This window comes from Pantoea sp. X-Soil-OKNW-556, from assembly GCF_059730695.1.
In genome coordinates, this window is sequence record NZ_AP035990.1 from 2,495,311 (window position 1) to 2,509,652 (window position 14,342).

The window sequence follows — 14,342 nt, forward strand, 5'->3', positions numbered from 1 at the left end:
AAGAATGATTTGTTGTCTATCAGCCGATTGAGATGTCCCAGTCTTCATTGTTGCTAGTATCAATGCCGAGACTGGCTACATTCGATCCGATAACCATCTCGCCCAGCAGAATCGGAACCGGACTCCCCTGACCTACCCGGTTTTCGGCACTGGTAAATGAATTGTTGGTGATGCTGGTCGAATCATTTTCCGATGAACTGGCAGTTTTCAGCGTGGATGTCATATAAAGCGAGTAGGCCACTGACGCGACCGTGACCGCCACCATAATCCAGGCAGCCGCGGCAGCAGTAATTGCCCCTTCAACTACCGGCACAAACAGCACCGCTGCACCGTCTTTCAGATGACGGTCCATATGAAACGCCAGGCTGTCGCTGGACACATCACCGCCATCGATGCGGATACGCAGACGGGTTTTATAAAAATCACGTTTGAAGGCAGGACATTGGGCCAGCAACAGGCGCAGCCCTTGAGATGGGGTATCAACGTTTAAAGCGATCTGGCGGAAATGTCGTCGTAGATTCCCCGCAAATCTAAAGATGAGCATTGTTCATGCCTCCAGATGGAATGGATCAGTGGAATGTAAATCGGGCGCAACTGTTCCCGGCGACTCAACCGCCCATAAACCTCATGGTGGAGAATGGTGTTATTATCCAGCCAGATCATCGCGTGGCACGGGTCGGCCTCGGGAAATGCGCGCCGGATAATGACATCACCGGGCTGGATATCTTCAGCGTTAACTTCATAAAATCCGTTGGCTGCCATGTTTTTTAAATACAGATTTTCGCCGCGCAGCCACCATCCGTTTGTACGTTCAAAATCAGGCAAATCGATGCCACAGAGGTGATAAGCGTCCCGAAACAGTGTGTAGCAGTCCGTGATTCCATGAATGAACCGGCGGCCCAGCAGATTAGGAACGGGCCGGATTTTGCGCAGTATCCCGGCGCTGGAGAGCCACCAGTCAATACCAGTGGCAATCTGTGCAGTGCGGTCAGCCGGTGACAACACCGGTTTTGGTTTTGGGTGAGAATGAAAAACGGCGGTGATTTCTCCCGCCGCTTCAGCGTTGATCCAGTCCTCATCGCATATTCTGAAATGCTGGGATGGCTGAGGGTGGACATTCTTACAACGGACAAGACGCGCGTTATCCAGGATCAGGCCGCACACTTCATCATTGGATGAAGCAGCGTAGAGAAGGCATTCATCTTCCAGCGTCATGATATTTTACTCGCCCCCGGATAACCCCCGTAGGGTTTAACCGCTGGCGCGGGAAACCGAAGACGGCAACCGCTCAGGTGTTTTGAACAACGGTCTTTCGTTGCATCCGATGTAGGCTGATCGAACTCATCAGCCACTGCGCCACCGCTGTAACCGCAACCGTCACCCCGGTAAAGCCACTGGCATACATCAGCGAGAATGGTGCGACCGGGGATCACAGCATTGTCCTGGTCTACCGGTGTGGAAAGGTTATAAGTGACCTGCTCGAATGTCTCCTCAGACATTTCCTCTACGGTGTAGCGGGACACAGCCTCCATCGTGGTATCTGCATCCGGATTCCCGTTCGGAAAGTTTACCGCATCAAGATATTTTACCAGCACCTGCCGGCGGGTCAGTATTGCTCCACTTGCATCATTAAAATCACTGTTGATGCCGGTAATCAGACCGTCCAAGTTGGCTACAGCCATTGTAGGGCGGGCATAGGTGCCCTCGGATTTGGTTTCGAACCCCTCTACAGCAATCGGGTAAGCTGAGTAAGCATTCCCCTTCCAAATCACATTGTTGTAATAACCGTTCGTGCCTGAGTGAAAGCGGATCACATCTCCGCCAAATGCCTGAAGGTCAAGCTCGAACAAATCGAGCATTGCGTCGACACCGGCATCGACACTTTCGATAATGAGTTCTGCTGGTATGTCTCGCATGTTGCACCCATAAAAAAAGGCCGCCATACGGCAGCCAGTGATTAATTACTGATCGAATATCAGGATGTTGCTGATTTACTGATAAGGATATGTTGAGTATTCGGCCCGTCCATGTTTGGGGCATGGACGCACACAGCAATGAGGGATGGCTGATTACCTCTGGTATTAAGGACGAAAAATGCAATTTTTACATAAACGAATGCACCTGAACGCGGGTGACATTGTTGTAGTTGACTGCTCACACCAGAGCAATATATTGCTCACCACAGACACCAACTTCAATAATTACAAAAACCGTAGAAGTTTTCAGCATCATGGCGGCGGCGGATTTTTCCAGAAACTACCGGCCCGTCTTCAAGCACCTCACTCTGGGTATTGGAATGTCACCATTGATTTAGGTGGCGGATCTGGAAATGTCCGTCATTCTATTTCAGTAATTCCAGCATAGAAGTTCTGATTTGGCCTGTTCCAAGGCCTCCTCAAGGGCGGCAATTATTTTCTGCTGTGTGCCGTCCTTAATATACCCCTTTGATGCAATCCCTTCTCCGGTTTTGCGATCTATCATCCAAATGACTTTTCCTGCTTCAATAACTGTGATTTTCATATTTTATCCTATCGGGGTACTTGCTCAAATGTTGCAGTTAACTCGTAATAGTTGCCGGTTTTCGTCATTGACCACGTTCGACACACAAAAAGCGCCTGGACTCCAGTGTCTGACGGCGTCCAGTAAAATGAATCAACTGCCATCCGCGCTTTAATAAAGGCTTCGGCTTCTTTTGCCACATTAGGCCGGGAGCACTTTGTATCGTCATAACCTACGAATTTAAGCGAGTAGCTGTCCATCAGTGGGTTGATGCCTTTGGTCTGACGCTGCTCATAGCCGTCCCCCAGAGACACAACGGACACGTTCGGTTGCCGCGAGACGGTGTAAGCCTTCTGCGGTGACCATGTGAAAGTTTCTGGCATTGGATTACCTGCTATTTACGAAGGATTCCACCTGGCCGTTGCTGGTCCTTCATCGCCCGCAATGACTGCTGGTAAGAAATTGTAGCTATCTGGTTAGCTAAGTCCTGAGGGTCGCCGGTGGCCGACTGAATGGTGAAATGATTAACCTGTTGAATTGTCGATCCGCTGCTTGAGCTACCAATGTCCCTATTGCTGATAACCGAGCCGTTATCACCGGGGATCATGTACTGGCTGCCATTGCTGGCTTTGAAGATTTCCGGCTTACCGCCCTCGCCTACCTTATACATGCTGTTGGCGCTGACCGGGCCGCCGTGTTCGCGAGCACCAGTGAGTGACATTGCCTGGGCAGTTGTCATTGCGGTTGTGAAGCCCGTCATGCCCGCTGCTGCTGCCCCGCCTGAGGTTGCTACTGATGCCGCCATTGCCGCTGGGGACCATGCTGCCAGCAGTTCAGCAGCTGCGGCTGACCCGGCAAAAACAGATGCTGTCAGAGCGGTTGCCGCGGTTGCCTGGTTACTGGCGATCGCAGTGGTCTGCGCGGCCTGGCCCATGACAGCCGATTCAACCCATCGCACGCCCATCTCGACCAAGCTGCTTACCAGACCATTGAGGACTGATGTACCAAGGTTGGCGAATGCTTCCGAAAGGCTTTGAGTCCCATTCAGAAGCCCGGTGATAGCGTTAGTGGCACCACCACCCAAAGATTCAATGGCTGTTCCCAATAATGCGTTTGAATCACTTTGCGCTTTGTAAATCTGCCATTGTGCGGCGATACGCGCCTGCTCATACTCGGTGTTGGCAGCATTCATAAGCGCCAGCCCGTTCTGCGTCAGTACGCCCTTTTCAGTTTCGAATTGCTGGATGAGAGCCAGTTTACGGGCGTTCTCATTTGCAAGTTGCTGGACAGGGTCAATTGCGCCTTGAGCATCCTGCAAGGGTGAAACACCGGAATTTTGCTCAGCCCGGATCTTGGCTAAATTAACCTGATGCTGTTGCTCCAGTTGCTCACTGGTCTGGTTATACTGCTGTTGGGTTATTTTCTTTGCATTGTAGGCAGTTTGCAGATCTTTTACGTCCTGCGCATAGCTGGAATTTTCCTTGGCTTCCGGGATGAGTTTTTCAGCTGCTGCCTGAGCCTTAAGTGCGTTTGCTGTGTCCCATTTTTGTGCTGCGTACTGTCCGGCCAGCGCAATTTGTTCCTGAGTCGCACCTTTGCCGAGAGACTGCTGCGCAGTGAGGATGGCCTGTTCACGGCTCAGTTCAGTTGTCGAGTTTGCAGCAAGTTCAGACTGCTGTTTCAGGTTTGCCAATTTTTGAGCGACAGACTCTTCCTGCTTAGCCAGTTGGCTACTGCTGCTTTTAAGTTTCTGCTGAGCCTGGACATTGTTATATGTCTGTTCGGCCTCATTTTGCATCTGAATAGCTTGTGAGCTGTTTCCTGTGAATCCTGCGTCTTCAGCCTTGTATAGCGCCTGCAACCTTGCGCGAGCTGCTCCCTGTAGCTTTGATAACGCAAGTTCCCTCTGCGACTGCTGGATCAGGTTTTTCTGTCCCTGAGTCAGGTTATCCATCTCCCCCTTAAGAGCCGCAACGTTTGCTTTCGCATTGGCAGAAGCGGAGACAAGATTGACCAGTTTGCTGATAAAAGCAGTAAGTGCCACCTGCCCATCAGTGGAAGATGATTTTATCCCCTGTAGCTCCAACACTAACGCTTGCAAAGCCTCGGGCGATTTGGTTTGGGAGACATTTTGCAACTGCTTTGCTAAATTGAAAGCTTGCTGTTCAGAAATGCCGAAATTGGATGATAAGGCTGAAATCGTGCTTGAAAATGTAAGCATTGATCCCTGCGCAGCATTGCCTCTCGACGCCAGTTGGCTAAATGCCTCTTTGACATTATCTGTTTCGATCTGATTGGCTTTAAGGATGTCATTGAATGCGCTTATGCCGACAGTTGCCCCAGCAAATGCTGCTTTTGCAGAATCTCCAAGTCCAAAAATTGAAGTGGCAGCATCATTTATTGCTGAAGGAAGTTTTGACACTGCTTGGTTATATTCGATTATTGCCTGATTTCGCAATATCGTGGCTGCTTCAGCGTTTGTTCGTGCCAACAAGGCATACTTGTCCGACAAAGCGGCCACGCCACTCTGCGAAATGTTAATCACATCATTCAGGGCATTAGTGGCAGTTGCCAGCGTTTTCATCTGGTCTTCTGCGCTACCCATTGATTTGACCAGCGTTCCTACCAGAACTGATCCCAAGGCGATTATCGCACCGATAATCGCACCGCTTGGCCCGAATGCACCGGCCAGTTGAGAACCCTGCTGGCTGAATGCCACCAGTGCAGACTGACCGCCCTGAACCTGGACAATGAAGTCCTGCACCTGATAACCGGCTTGCTGCATCTGTGCGCGCCAGTTACCGTGGCTTTTAGCACCCTGATCGGTGCTGTTTTTCATGTCGAAAAGCTGGCCTGTCAGTTGACCTATCTTCTGCTTCTCTTCGTCGGTCGCAGAAGAACCGGCACGCAACTGCGCAGCCAGGACAGCCGCACTACGCGCTCCATTCTCGTTGGCCTCTTCAAGAATGGCTATCTGATTACCCAATCCCTCGATGATCGATTCGGCACGCGAATACTCCCTTGATGCCGCAGCCGTGCTGCTGGAAGATTCCTTCATAGCGCTCGCCATAGAACTCACCGATGAAATCAGTGTCTGCATGGCAGCATTCATCTGTGTCAGCGTCATGCTGGCGGCAAGAGAATTTGTATTGGCCTGGCTGATGGCTGTGGCTACGGCAGAAAACGTGGTGTTCAACGATTGAAGACTGCCATCCATTGATTTGGCATGGCTGGTGATCTGATCCAGATTAGAAGCTGTAGACTTTGCCTCTTTACCAAGATTATCAACTGCTTTCCCGGTGTTCTTAGCGCTACCGGCCATGTAAGACAACGCAGATTTAACCTCATTTGCACCAGTCAGAAGCTGAGCCGTCTCCAGTTCAACGTCGTAATAAATTTCACCAACCTTTTCTGACATGCTGATCTCCGGGCATAAAAAAACCCCGCCGAAGCGAGGTTCACTATTTATCAATTCACCAAGTCAGACCTTTGATTTGCTGACTATGTATGACTGCACTTTCCCATTATGAGTTTTAACACTCAACACTTTTGCGTCAGCACCGAAAGCACTACCGATGCTGTATGACCACATAAGAACCTCGTTACCATCAGAATCAACAGTGGTTGTCGTCGGCTCGCCAAACATGGAAATAACTTCTTGTTTCGTGGTCACACCTTTCTGGACATTTGCCAACTTTGACTCATCAAAATTAGTGCCTACATATACGCATCCAGCGAGCACTATAGACAGCATCGCAATAAACAGTTTCCTCATATCCCTGTCCCCATCCGTAAAGTTAGGACCAATCCTAACATGAGGAACGTGTAAGAAAACGCAAAATGGACACAGCACAGCTGTCTTAAAAATCAATGAGGTTTTGTGATGACCACAAGGCCGAAACGAAGAGGAATCAACTCCTGCATGCCAAGTTTTGCTGACAGAATGGGGCTGCGACAGGTGCTAACCCATTTCAACCCTTAAGATCCGCTCTATTATGCCGATAAACACTGTTCATATGTCAGGATGTCACGAAATCGATTAAGAGTTAAGATTATTCTGGTTTTTCCATCACATTGCGCTATCAACTAATCGCTATCAGATATACCAAACGTTAAAAAAGGATTACCAATGTCAACTGAGCAAGACAACTCTACAGCTCCAAGCGTACCAACCTTTGCAGCAACTGCTGGCGTTACCGGTTATAAATTTGCCAAGGAGGCATACTTGGATTTACTTTTCATGAGGCCAGTTTTTTCTGTAGATCATGCTTTACAAGAAGTTCATGAGTCGGGTTTGGTTAATGCTAAAGCTAAAATGACAATGAAGACAGTAAGTTCGGTAACCCTAACAGAGAATCAGGCCCGTGAACTAATAAGGTCAATTGAGGACCAACTAGAAAAGCTGAAGGAAATTTAACAAATGGATGCGACCATATCATCATATGGTTTCAGTCGTGCGCTCACTTTGCCTATAGTCAGATTTGAAGATGTACAGCCGGTAGAAAATCCTAAAATAACATCTTCTACGGCCGCAACAGCAGTCTCGAGCATCAAAATGATAGCTCTACCTTCTAATCTCGCCTATGATCATGTGAACACTTTGCTCATACAGCAACCGCTCCGAATAGCAGATGAAATTATGACAATACCAACATCAACTCCATTAACAGTAGGCTGGGCTATTGGCCTCACAGCCACTTTGATTGTTGCAGCGTTAGGTATCGCAGGTGGGACCCTGTCTTTGATTCACTCAGACATAAATGATGCAAGAGCAGAGATGAGTTCAATTAGAGATGGTGCTTCAAGTGACAATCAGGGATTACGCGAAGATATGCGCCAAGATTTCTCTCAATTAAATGTCAAGCTGGACAAAATGAGTTCGGTTCTCACTGATATACGAGTAGATCAGGCCAAATCTCAAAAGTAAATAAGGCCCGGCGCTTGCCGGGTTTTCCTTATCCCTATCCGCACTCACCTACCTTCCATCAGTAAGCCTTAAACCCAGCGATATTGCCAACCCGATAGCATCCATCAATTGTTCAATATTCCGCATGTATGCCGAACCCATAAATGGTCGTGGTGGGTTATCCAGCCTTAGCCAACTTTCTTGCCTTCTTAGCCAGGTAGTCATCGGCTACTTTGTCGTATTCCTCGCGGGTGAAGCCCTTCTGATCGGGGTACTTCATGGCGATCATCATCTGAAACTCAGTCATCGTGAGTTGTTCGGCTTCATGTCGGCTGATTTCGAAGTGGTTGCGCGCCGCATTGATGTACTCAAGCGCGCTGAACTCAGTCGAACCGGTTGATGATTCATGCCGCTGGAGACGTCGCACCTTCGCTTTACCAATTAGGCCATGAATAATTAGCGATCGCGCGACCGTTATCATGTCTGCCACCGGGAGCTTTCCGGCGCGGTAAACGAAAGCCCATTTGCCACTTTTGCTGGGTATGAGTTCGCCAATCAATGGAGTGGCATCCCGGTCGCAGCATGCCTGGATAACAGAGTACGCAGCCATAATGGTTCGCTTGGCAGTCATTGCGCTGCACAGATGCCGCAACAGCCACTGCTGATCGTCAACCTTTCCAGTCATCGCCGTGTAGAGGATGCGCATTGACGCTGAAACGCTGCTTAGCCGTTGAATCTCGGCAACTATCTTTCGAGCCACGCTATCATCGAACAAATCATGAAAGGTGGTCACGATTTCTTCTGGTGAACCCAACTGCGTCATTGCAATAAACGAAGGTCTGAAAAAGAAATCCTGATCGCCATCGCTTATCAGGCACTCGCCAATTTCCTTCAAAGGTGTCATCGCTCTCTCCATAGTCATTATCAGGGGCAGCACGCCACCCCTTGTAATGATTACGCTGCGGTAACGGTAATTGTAGAAGTAGAGGTAAAGCTGCCATCGGCCGTTGTGGCGGTGATGGTTGCCGAACCCTCTGCCACACCAGTTACCAGGCCGGAAGAGTTCACTGTGGCGATCGCCGCGTTGGAAGATGACCAGGTTACTGCCGGGTTGGTTGCATCAGAAGGCGCGACAGTAACTGTTAACTGAGTTGTGGAACCTTCAGCAACTGATGCGGAAGACGGCGCAACGATAACACCGGTTACTGGCACGTCTTCAGGCGTGTCATATGCCTGAATAGTGGATGCATCACCAACTTTAAACTCGGTTGAGAAGGTTGTGATGTCGTTGGTGCCGCCGTCTGAGCTGAGCGCGGTGATCACCATATAACCCTGGAAGGTGACAGGGCCGAATTCCATACGAACCCAGAGACCTGGCTGACGCTTAGCAGCAAGCTCAGTGGCAAAGTATTTGATGAATTTGCCAACACCATACTGATCCAGCTTATCCTTTTTACGCACTTCACCTTCAAAGCTGATAGTGAAATCGGCATTGGTGATAATGCTCTCAACATAGCCACCGCCATCATCCGCATCACTGGTTGTGGCGTTTGGGTTGAAGTCAAAAGTTTTGCTGGTGCCTGCCGCCAGCGCCTTCCATTCTGACTCAACAGGGACCACGTCGCTGCATCCGTCAGCAACTTCAAGCACAACCGCGCCACCGAACAAACGTTCGTTGCTGTTCTGGCAATTTGCCATGAGTAATTCCTCTTTGACGTTTAACTAATCGCCGTAGGTGGCGACGAACTGGAGCCGATAGACCAGGCGGCCTTCGGTTGTAAGAACGGGGGCCGGGATGCCGCCGAGGTTTTGCAGATAACCAACGCAGTTGTCGGTCATGGGATTTTTCTGGACGTAGTCAATGATGGACTGCATAGCGGCATCGGCAGCGCTGTTACCGCCTTTTGCACCCACCACATCGACCATCACGTAATACTCGCTGCCGAGGTCATGCTGGATTGATGAACCACCATTAGGGCGAAACACCATAAATGCTTCGGTCAGCGTTCCTGTGTCGTTCCACACCAGCAACTGCGGCGTGAATCCAGTCAGTAACCCGGCATCCTCAAAATAATTGCGCACCCGCGTGTGCATTGGAGGGTTCAAAGTGATAACTCCTTCCTGACAACCCGATCAACATCATCCCTCGCCTGCTCGCCCCCTTTGGTAAGGAAATGAGGTTCTGCATGCGGATCCCAGTAATTTCCAGTACCGGAGCCGCCACCGAACTCCTTGCCGTCTCGGGTCTTGCCGAAATGCGCACGCGGCTGCCCTTTGAGTTTCCCGGATGCGTTGTGGACATAAAGCGCATAGTTGGCGGAATAACCAACCCGTCCGGTGATCCGCGTTCCGTTAACGATAATCTCGCGAAACTGAGAATTGAGAAGCGTGGAGGTATCAACCGGGGTGATGATTGCTGCCTGTGCGGCAATGACGAGGTTCGCCGACTGTAGGGCGCGGGGAATTTTCCGCGTCTGTATATCGTCGATAAGGCGGTTCAGGGCATTAACGCTATTTGCCACACCTCTGACCTTGATGCCCATATTCAAGCTCCAGTAATGATCGCGAAATCATCGGCCAAACGGTCGAACGTATCCGCATAGCGAATTGCCTGCATTATCTCATCGGCACCGGCAGCAATCGGATCTGCGCCTGTAGATACGCCGATCAGGATGTAATCGCCGGTATCGGCCAGCGCGTATTCAGTCCAGATGGTGTTTTTCACCACCTTTTCGCTGCCAATATCACCGACTCGCTTAGACAGACCGTCCTGATAATCACACAAGATGACCAGCGGTGCGGCAAACCCGAGCGGATCGCCATATTCGTTCTGGCCTTCAAGCTTTTTCCAGATGGTCGCCTGGGCGGTGTAACTCCAGTTCGCCAATGACGACATATCATGACCTCCAGCTAATTACAGTGGGCTTTTCGGCTGAGATACGACGGCAGTTAATTACCCATTCGCCGCTGCTGTTCACGTAGCCGGTTGTTTCCCGGCCAGTGGACGTGTTGAGCCACACGCGTTCGAATGGTTTTGGCAGTTGAGAGGCAGGTATCCATTGCATATCAGCCACCCAGCACCATGAAAAATCCTGCGCTTTGCCCGGCAGAAATCGGTAGTAACGCGGTGCAACCAGACGTGTCGGCCAGTGACAGCGCTGTGCGCAGGTTGGCAAGCCCCTCATCGTCATAATCGAATGACCGCGAAGCGCCTGAAGGTGCGCCTTGCGATTTGATGCGTCGGGCACCGGATGACGCTGACATGAGAGCCACGGCATATAGCTTGATCAGCGTCTGCGTCGCGTCGTCATAACCGGCACCTTCCAGACATGCATCAATACCGTTTGCTTTGGTGATTAGCAGGTTAAGCACTGTGTCCGGGATGGAGTAGCCCAGCTCAGCCAGGTACGCTTTCGCATCTGCAAGTGTGATCTGGGCTGCCATCGTTAACCTTCCTTCTTGGTTGCTGCTGCCAGTGCTGCGACCGCTTCGTCAGCGCGTTTGGTCTCAGCTTCCAGCTTGGTAGTGGCTTCCGCCAGGCTGGATTCTGCTGTTTCAGCACGCTTCGTCAGCGAGGTGATCTCCGCTTTCAGCTTTTTTACGTCAGCAGCGCCGGGCGTTGACACTTCGAAAGCATCAGCCGAAACAGGCGTCGCTTTGCCAGCCAGCCAAGCAGGCAGCGTTGCACCTTCGTACACCTCACCCTTTTTCAGCTCATGGCTGTCATGTGTCAGGATCCACTTCTGTTTTTCTTCAGGCATATGCCCTCCGCAAAATGAGTGGGGCCGAAGCCCCGGTTAATCAGGCTTTGGTCAGTTGGGCGTAACCGGCCTGACCTTCAGCATCGTGCTTGAACTGCGGTGCCGCAGCGGCCAGTACGGTAAAGACATAATCGTCTTCCGGATTCTGGCGTGCTTTCGGGCGCATGGTCAGCGGCATACCGTTAAGGATCTGCACCACATCGCTGCGCTTGACCACACCAAGCAGCTCGTTCGCCGGGACTCTTGAGGCCGGAACCAGCTTCTCAACGCCGGGAATTTCCATGATCCTGGTGAAGATGGTTTTGGGGTAGTTGACGGCATAGTCCGTGGTGGTGGTGTAAAACCAGTCTTTGTAATTCAGGTAGATGGTCACCGGCGCATAGAAGTTGTTGTCCTGCAAAAGGCTGATCAGCTCTTTAATAGCCTCAACCCATTGCGCACCGGATGCTCCGTTCAGATCCAGCGCAGTCGTACCAGTCGCACGATTCGGCGCGGTACGCAGGCCATAAATTTTGGCACCGCCCACGTTGATGTTGGCATCGCCGTTCAGCGCCATGTCCTCCAGCTTCTCAGCGACTTTGCGCTGATGGTTGGAGATCGCGTCGCTGTCCAGCGAATAGCCCTCAGTCTGCGCTGCCAGCATCTGACGCCAGCCGAATGACAGCTCACTGTCGATAATCGGCAGCGGCGTGCCTTCGTAATCCATGACCGGCTGATCCGTTTTGGCTTTGCCGCGTCCGTCCAGGCTGACGTTTACATCACCGGAATCGGACAGCGTCATGAAGTAGTGGATAAGCTTGCCGAGGGCCATCGGGCGGGACACGCTGGCGGCCAGGTCATTGAACACTGCCAGCACATCACGCTGAACGGTGATCGCCGAACGGTCCCACTCGCCCCACACATCCTTCGGGAGCACCGAAGCATTGCCGACCAACTGGTCATACGCGATGAACTGGCCGTTAGCATCATTCATCGCGAAACCATGCGCAACGGCCATGTTGCGCTGCATCATGTCCCAACGGCGGCGAGCATTGAGGATCAGCTTTTGCTGATCAACAGTAAACTTAAGCATTCTGTTTATTCCTTAGGCCGTAGCCGGTTTGGTGTAAGAGTTGACGATCACCACGTCGGCAAAACCCTGTACGGTGAGCGTGCGGGCAGCTGCTTCGTCAAAGGTGGCAACCACAATGTCGCCTTCGGCTGCCGCAGCGAATACACCACCCGCACCCACGGTCAGCTCCTGACCAACCGTGTAAGCGGCGGCGGCGAGTTGCACGTAATATTCCTGATCAACTTCAACACGGTATTGCACGCCGGTTTCGCTGGCAGCATAGGCTGTGTTGATGTCCTGACCGTAGAAGCGGCGATTACCCAGGATTAGCAGGCGACCGGTCGGGTCAGCTGCGACAGTGACACCGCCGGTGGTGTTCTTCTTCACCACTACACCGGGCTGGTAAGCACCAGCGACCGGCAGGTTAAGGGTTTCCGGTTCGCGCTCGACCGGGCCGCGATAAATGACATGAGGCATTATTTATTCTCCTGATCCGTACCGGTGTTGAGGTCATAGTTCGACCACTGGTCGTTATCCTGGCTGTTCTGGTGGAAACTACCGTTGAGGCCGTGCGAGGTCTGGCACTTCGCATACATGCCATCCAGCGCTGCACCATCCATCGCATTTACGGCTGCATCGTCCAGGCCAAACTTAACCTTCACGGCAGCGCGCTTAACGACCTTTTCTTTGTCAGCGTTAGCTGTCAGGCCGCTTTCGATGCTGGTCAGTTTTTCGGCAAACGGAGCAAACCAGGCTGGTGCCTGATCGCTGTTGTTGGTAGGTGCCGGTTTTTTCTTCGGCTTACCGGTTTCAGGATCGGTTTCGTCATCTTCACCGCCACCGCCTTTTTTCTTGGCTGCTTCATCCGCCTTCATCTGGTTGTAGGCATCCAGCAGTTCGGCCTCCGATTTGCCCTCGGTAGACTTACCGGCGGCTTGCAGCGCGTTGATAATCAAGTCTTTCATCGGATTAATTTCTCCGTTGGTTTTAATTTCGTACTCAGTGGGTTTGCGCACGACTTCTACAGGATCGCCAACCAGCGTCGCCGCGCCGTCAGCCATGAGGTACTTCTGGTCGAACAGCTTCCGCGTAACGCCTTCGCCGTCCTGTTCGTAAACGAAATGATCCGGCCAGACGCTGACGATGTAGCGCCACGTCTTATCGTCGGATTTGATAGCCATGCGCAACGCCTGGTAGATGTCGTCGAAGGACATATCCGCTGCGTTGCTGAAGAAGAATTTCACCTTGTTCCAGATGCCATCCTGGGTGTTGTTGGCTGCCTCGATGATGCTGGCGCTCTCGACTTCACCCTGCTCACCGTCGGCGTTAACGAACATGCCCACGCCTTCTTCTGGCGTGCCAGCGCCCGGCTCATCGAGCAGGATGGCAATGTGGTCGAAACGCATGTTGCGGGCGATCCACGAATACTTCTTGCCCTTCGATTCGCCCGCTTTGGTTTCTTTGTTGGTGAGTAGACCGGTGGAAACGTGGATCGGGTCAGTATTGGTGTTCGCCACCATGCCATCGAGGCGTTCAATCAGGCGTTTGCCGTCCGACTTGGACTCGGCAACCGCTTTATTGACGTAAACATCCATCACGACCTTGTCACCGGCCTTGCTGACGTTCTGCGCCCACGCGCCAGCGTGATACTTGTTCACGGCGCGCGGGTCGTTGGCGCTGACATAGTTGCCGTCTACCTTCGGGTGCGACAGCGGCATGAGCTTGCCTTCCATCGACTGGTAGCTGTTGTTAATCTCCTCCGCCGGATACAGGCCGCCATTCATCACGATGTTATCGACGATGGGAACCACACCACGGATCACGTAGTGTTCAGCACCGTCGATGGTGGTCGTTGAGATGTTGGAGGCGTTGATGGCGAGGGATTTAACGTGGATGCTGGATAGCTTCACGTTGCGTCCTCATTGGTGGATTTCAGGCGTAAAAAAAGGCCGCTGATGCGACCTTTAGATGATTAGAGTTCTATCTGATTATCCTGTAGAAAACTGAAGATTATCTCGTAGCGTTCTGCGAAGGTATTAGCCAATTCAATTAATCTTTCGCTCGGTTCTCCATTAGAGCGAAAGTCAATTATGTAGTCGCGAACATGTTCTCCATAAACATTAAA

At 51.5% G+C, this 14,342-nt stretch carries 20 protein-coding genes; 3 read left to right on the top strand and 17 right to left on the bottom strand.

The window, feature by feature from the left end; genetic code table 11:
- Positions 1-19: 19 nt before the first annotated feature.
- The 3 genes from AC6I8T_RS11615 to AC6I8T_RS11625 are packed head-to-tail and all read right to left on the bottom strand — an operon-like array spanning position 20 to position 1,916.
- Entirely contained in the window at positions 20-544 is a 525-nt protein-coding gene (locus tag AC6I8T_RS11615) for a tail assembly protein (RefSeq protein ID WP_497833842.1), read from the bottom strand.
- Positions 487-1,215, bottom strand: coding sequence for a C40 family peptidase (locus AC6I8T_RS11620; RefSeq protein ID WP_497833843.1), 729 nt, complete (start codon positions 1,213-1,215; stop codon positions 487-489). Before AC6I8T_RS11620 ends, AC6I8T_RS11615 begins: the two co-directional genes overlap by 58 nt.
- Entirely contained in the window at positions 1,212-1,916 is a 705-nt protein-coding gene (locus tag AC6I8T_RS11625; protein WP_497834295.1) for a phage minor tail protein L, read from the bottom strand. Before AC6I8T_RS11625 ends, AC6I8T_RS11620 begins: the two co-directional genes overlap by 4 nt.
- A gap of 178 nt (positions 1,917-2,094) precedes the next feature.
- Here AC6I8T_RS11625 and AC6I8T_RS11630 point away from each other — a divergent pair, with 178 nt between their 5' ends.
- Positions 2,095-2,364 (top strand): DUF1883 domain-containing protein, encoded by a 270-nt coding sequence (locus AC6I8T_RS11630; RefSeq protein WP_497833844.1) that lies wholly within the window; start codon positions 2,095-2,097, stop codon positions 2,362-2,364.
- Here AC6I8T_RS11630 and AC6I8T_RS11635 read toward each other — a convergent pair.
- The 4 genes from AC6I8T_RS11635 to AC6I8T_RS11650 all read right to left on the bottom strand — a co-directional run bounded on the left by AC6I8T_RS11635 (position 2,347) and on the right by AC6I8T_RS11650 (position 6,274).
- Positions 2,347-2,520, bottom strand: a complete 174-nt coding sequence (locus AC6I8T_RS11635; protein WP_497833845.1) for an Rrf2 family transcriptional regulator — start codon at positions 2,518-2,520, stop codon at positions 2,347-2,349. The genes AC6I8T_RS11630 and AC6I8T_RS11635 overlap by 18 nt on opposite strands.
- A gap of 8 nt (positions 2,521-2,528) precedes the next feature.
- Entirely contained in the window at positions 2,529-2,882 is a 354-nt protein-coding gene (locus AC6I8T_RS11640; protein WP_497833846.1) for a phage tail protein, read from the bottom strand.
- A gap of 11 nt (positions 2,883-2,893) precedes the next feature.
- Positions 2,894-5,917: a tail protein (tape measure) gene (locus AC6I8T_RS11645; protein WP_497833847.1), complete on the bottom strand. Its 3,024-nt coding sequence runs from the start codon at positions 5,915-5,917 to the stop codon at positions 2,894-2,896.
- Positions 5,918-5,980: 63 nt separating this feature from the next.
- Positions 5,981-6,274 carry a hypothetical protein gene (locus AC6I8T_RS11650; RefSeq protein ID WP_497833848.1) on the bottom strand — a complete coding sequence of 98 codons (294 nt, stop codon included), beginning with the start codon at positions 6,272-6,274 and terminating at the stop codon, positions 5,981-5,983.
- A gap of 354 nt (positions 6,275-6,628) precedes the next feature.
- On the opposite strand from AC6I8T_RS11650, the gene AC6I8T_RS11655 reads away from it, so the two are divergent.
- Together AC6I8T_RS11655 and AC6I8T_RS11660 are read left to right on the top strand one after the other, a co-directional pair.
- Complete coding sequence (locus AC6I8T_RS11655) at positions 6,629-6,916, top strand: hypothetical protein (protein ID WP_497833849.1); 288 nt, start codon at positions 6,629-6,631, stop codon at positions 6,914-6,916.
- Between the two features lie 3 nt (positions 6,917-6,919).
- Positions 6,920-7,426 carry a hypothetical protein gene (locus tag AC6I8T_RS11660; protein WP_497833850.1) on the top strand — a complete coding sequence of 169 codons (507 nt, stop codon included), beginning with the start codon at positions 6,920-6,922 and terminating at the stop codon, positions 7,424-7,426.
- Between the two features lie 157 nt (positions 7,427-7,583).
- On the opposite strand, the gene AC6I8T_RS11665 is transcribed toward AC6I8T_RS11660, so the two are convergent.
- The 10 genes from AC6I8T_RS11665 to AC6I8T_RS11710 form a co-directional block, all read right to left on the bottom strand.
- On the bottom strand, positions 7,584-8,309 hold the full coding sequence (locus AC6I8T_RS11665) for a DUF6246 family protein (RefSeq protein WP_497833851.1): 726 nt from the start codon (positions 8,307-8,309) through the stop codon (positions 7,584-7,586).
- A 50-nt stretch (positions 8,310-8,359) separates the two neighbouring features.
- On the bottom strand, positions 8,360-9,103 hold the full coding sequence (locus AC6I8T_RS11670; RefSeq protein WP_497833852.1) for a phage tail tube protein: 744 nt from the start codon (positions 9,101-9,103) through the stop codon (positions 8,360-8,362).
- A gap of 24 nt (positions 9,104-9,127) precedes the next feature.
- Positions 9,128-9,511, bottom strand: a complete 384-nt coding sequence (locus AC6I8T_RS11675; protein WP_497833853.1) for a phage tail termination protein — start codon at positions 9,509-9,511, stop codon at positions 9,128-9,130.
- Positions 9,508-9,948, bottom strand: coding sequence for an HK97 gp10 family phage protein (locus AC6I8T_RS11680; RefSeq protein ID WP_497833854.1), 441 nt, complete (start codon positions 9,946-9,948; stop codon positions 9,508-9,510). Before AC6I8T_RS11680 ends, AC6I8T_RS11675 begins: the two co-directional genes overlap by 4 nt.
- Positions 9,949-9,950: 2 nt before the next feature.
- Positions 9,951-10,301, bottom strand: a complete 351-nt coding sequence (locus AC6I8T_RS11685; protein ID WP_497833855.1) for an uL10 family ribosomal protein — start codon at positions 10,299-10,301, stop codon at positions 9,951-9,953.
- A 170-nt stretch (positions 10,302-10,471) separates the two neighbouring features.
- Positions 10,472-10,849: a DUF7370 family protein gene (locus tag AC6I8T_RS11690; protein ID WP_497833856.1), complete on the bottom strand. Its 378-nt coding sequence runs from the start codon at positions 10,847-10,849 to the stop codon at positions 10,472-10,474.
- 2 nt (positions 10,850-10,851) lie between these two features.
- The gene (locus AC6I8T_RS11695; protein ID WP_497833857.1) at positions 10,852-11,166 is read right to left on the bottom strand and encodes a hypothetical protein; all 315 of its coding nucleotides are present in this window, start codon (positions 11,164-11,166) and stop codon (positions 10,852-10,854) included.
- Positions 11,167-11,206: 40 nt separating this feature from the next.
- Positions 11,207-12,238 carry a major capsid protein gene (locus tag AC6I8T_RS11700; RefSeq protein ID WP_497833858.1) on the bottom strand — a complete coding sequence of 344 codons (1,032 nt, stop codon included), beginning with the start codon at positions 12,236-12,238 and terminating at the stop codon, positions 11,207-11,209.
- A gap of 12 nt (positions 12,239-12,250) precedes the next feature.
- On the bottom strand, positions 12,251-12,694 hold the full coding sequence (locus AC6I8T_RS11705) for a hypothetical protein (RefSeq protein ID WP_497833859.1): 444 nt from the start codon (positions 12,692-12,694) through the stop codon (positions 12,251-12,253).
- Positions 12,694-14,127 (bottom strand): DUF2213 domain-containing protein, encoded by a 1,434-nt coding sequence (locus AC6I8T_RS11710; RefSeq protein WP_497833860.1) that lies wholly within the window; start codon positions 14,125-14,127, stop codon positions 12,694-12,696. Before AC6I8T_RS11710 ends, AC6I8T_RS11705 begins: the two co-directional genes overlap by 1 nt.
- Positions 14,128-14,342: the final 215 nt, after the last annotated feature.

Bases quoted from the DNA above. Each gene is read 5' to 3' on its own strand.
- AC6I8T_RS11615 (WP_497833842.1), bottom strand. From the start codon at position 544: ATGCTCATCTTTAGATTTGCGGGGAATCTACGACGACATTTCCGCCAG.
- AC6I8T_RS11620 (WP_497833843.1), bottom strand. From the start codon at position 1,215: ATGACGCTGGAAGATGAATGCCTTCTCTACGCTGCTTCATCCAATGAT.
- AC6I8T_RS11625 (WP_497834295.1), bottom strand. From the start codon at position 1,916: ATGCGAGACATACCAGCAGAACTCATTATCGAAAGTGTCGATGCCGGT.
- AC6I8T_RS11630 (WP_497833844.1), top strand. From the start codon at position 2,095: ATGCAATTTTTACATAAACGAATGCACCTGAACGCGGGTGACATTGTT.
- AC6I8T_RS11635 (WP_497833845.1), bottom strand. From the start codon at position 2,520: ATGAAAATCACAGTTATTGAAGCAGGAAAAGTCATTTGGATGATAGAT.
- AC6I8T_RS11640 (WP_497833846.1), bottom strand. From the start codon at position 2,882: ATGCCAGAAACTTTCACATGGTCACCGCAGAAGGCTTACACCGTCTCG.
- AC6I8T_RS11645 (WP_497833847.1), bottom strand. From the start codon at position 5,917: ATGTCAGAAAAGGTTGGTGAAATTTATTACGACGTTGAACTGGAGACG.
- AC6I8T_RS11650 (WP_497833848.1), bottom strand. From the start codon at position 6,274: ATGAGGAAACTGTTTATTGCGATGCTGTCTATAGTGCTCGCTGGATGC.
- AC6I8T_RS11655 (WP_497833849.1), top strand. From the start codon at position 6,629: ATGTCAACTGAGCAAGACAACTCTACAGCTCCAAGCGTACCAACCTTT.
- AC6I8T_RS11660 (WP_497833850.1), top strand. From the start codon at position 6,920: ATGGATGCGACCATATCATCATATGGTTTCAGTCGTGCGCTCACTTTG.
- AC6I8T_RS11665 (WP_497833851.1), bottom strand. From the start codon at position 8,309: ATGACACCTTTGAAGGAAATTGGCGAGTGCCTGATAAGCGATGGCGAT.
- AC6I8T_RS11670 (WP_497833852.1), bottom strand. From the start codon at position 9,103: ATGGCAAATTGCCAGAACAGCAACGAACGTTTGTTCGGTGGCGCGGTT.
- AC6I8T_RS11680 (WP_497833854.1), bottom strand. From the start codon at position 9,948: ATGGGCATCAAGGTCAGAGGTGTGGCAAATAGCGTTAATGCCCTGAAC.
- AC6I8T_RS11685 (WP_497833855.1), bottom strand. From the start codon at position 10,301: ATGTCGTCATTGGCGAACTGGAGTTACACCGCCCAGGCGACCATCTGG.
- AC6I8T_RS11690 (WP_497833856.1), bottom strand. From the start codon at position 10,849: ATGGCAGCCCAGATCACACTTGCAGATGCGAAAGCGTACCTGGCTGAG.
- AC6I8T_RS11695 (WP_497833857.1), bottom strand. From the start codon at position 11,166: ATGCCTGAAGAAAAACAGAAGTGGATCCTGACACATGACAGCCATGAG.
- AC6I8T_RS11700 (WP_497833858.1), bottom strand. From the start codon at position 12,238: ATGCTTAAGTTTACTGTTGATCAGCAAAAGCTGATCCTCAATGCTCGC.
- AC6I8T_RS11705 (WP_497833859.1), bottom strand. From the start codon at position 12,694: ATGCCTCATGTCATTTATCGCGGCCCGGTCGAGCGCGAACCGGAAACC.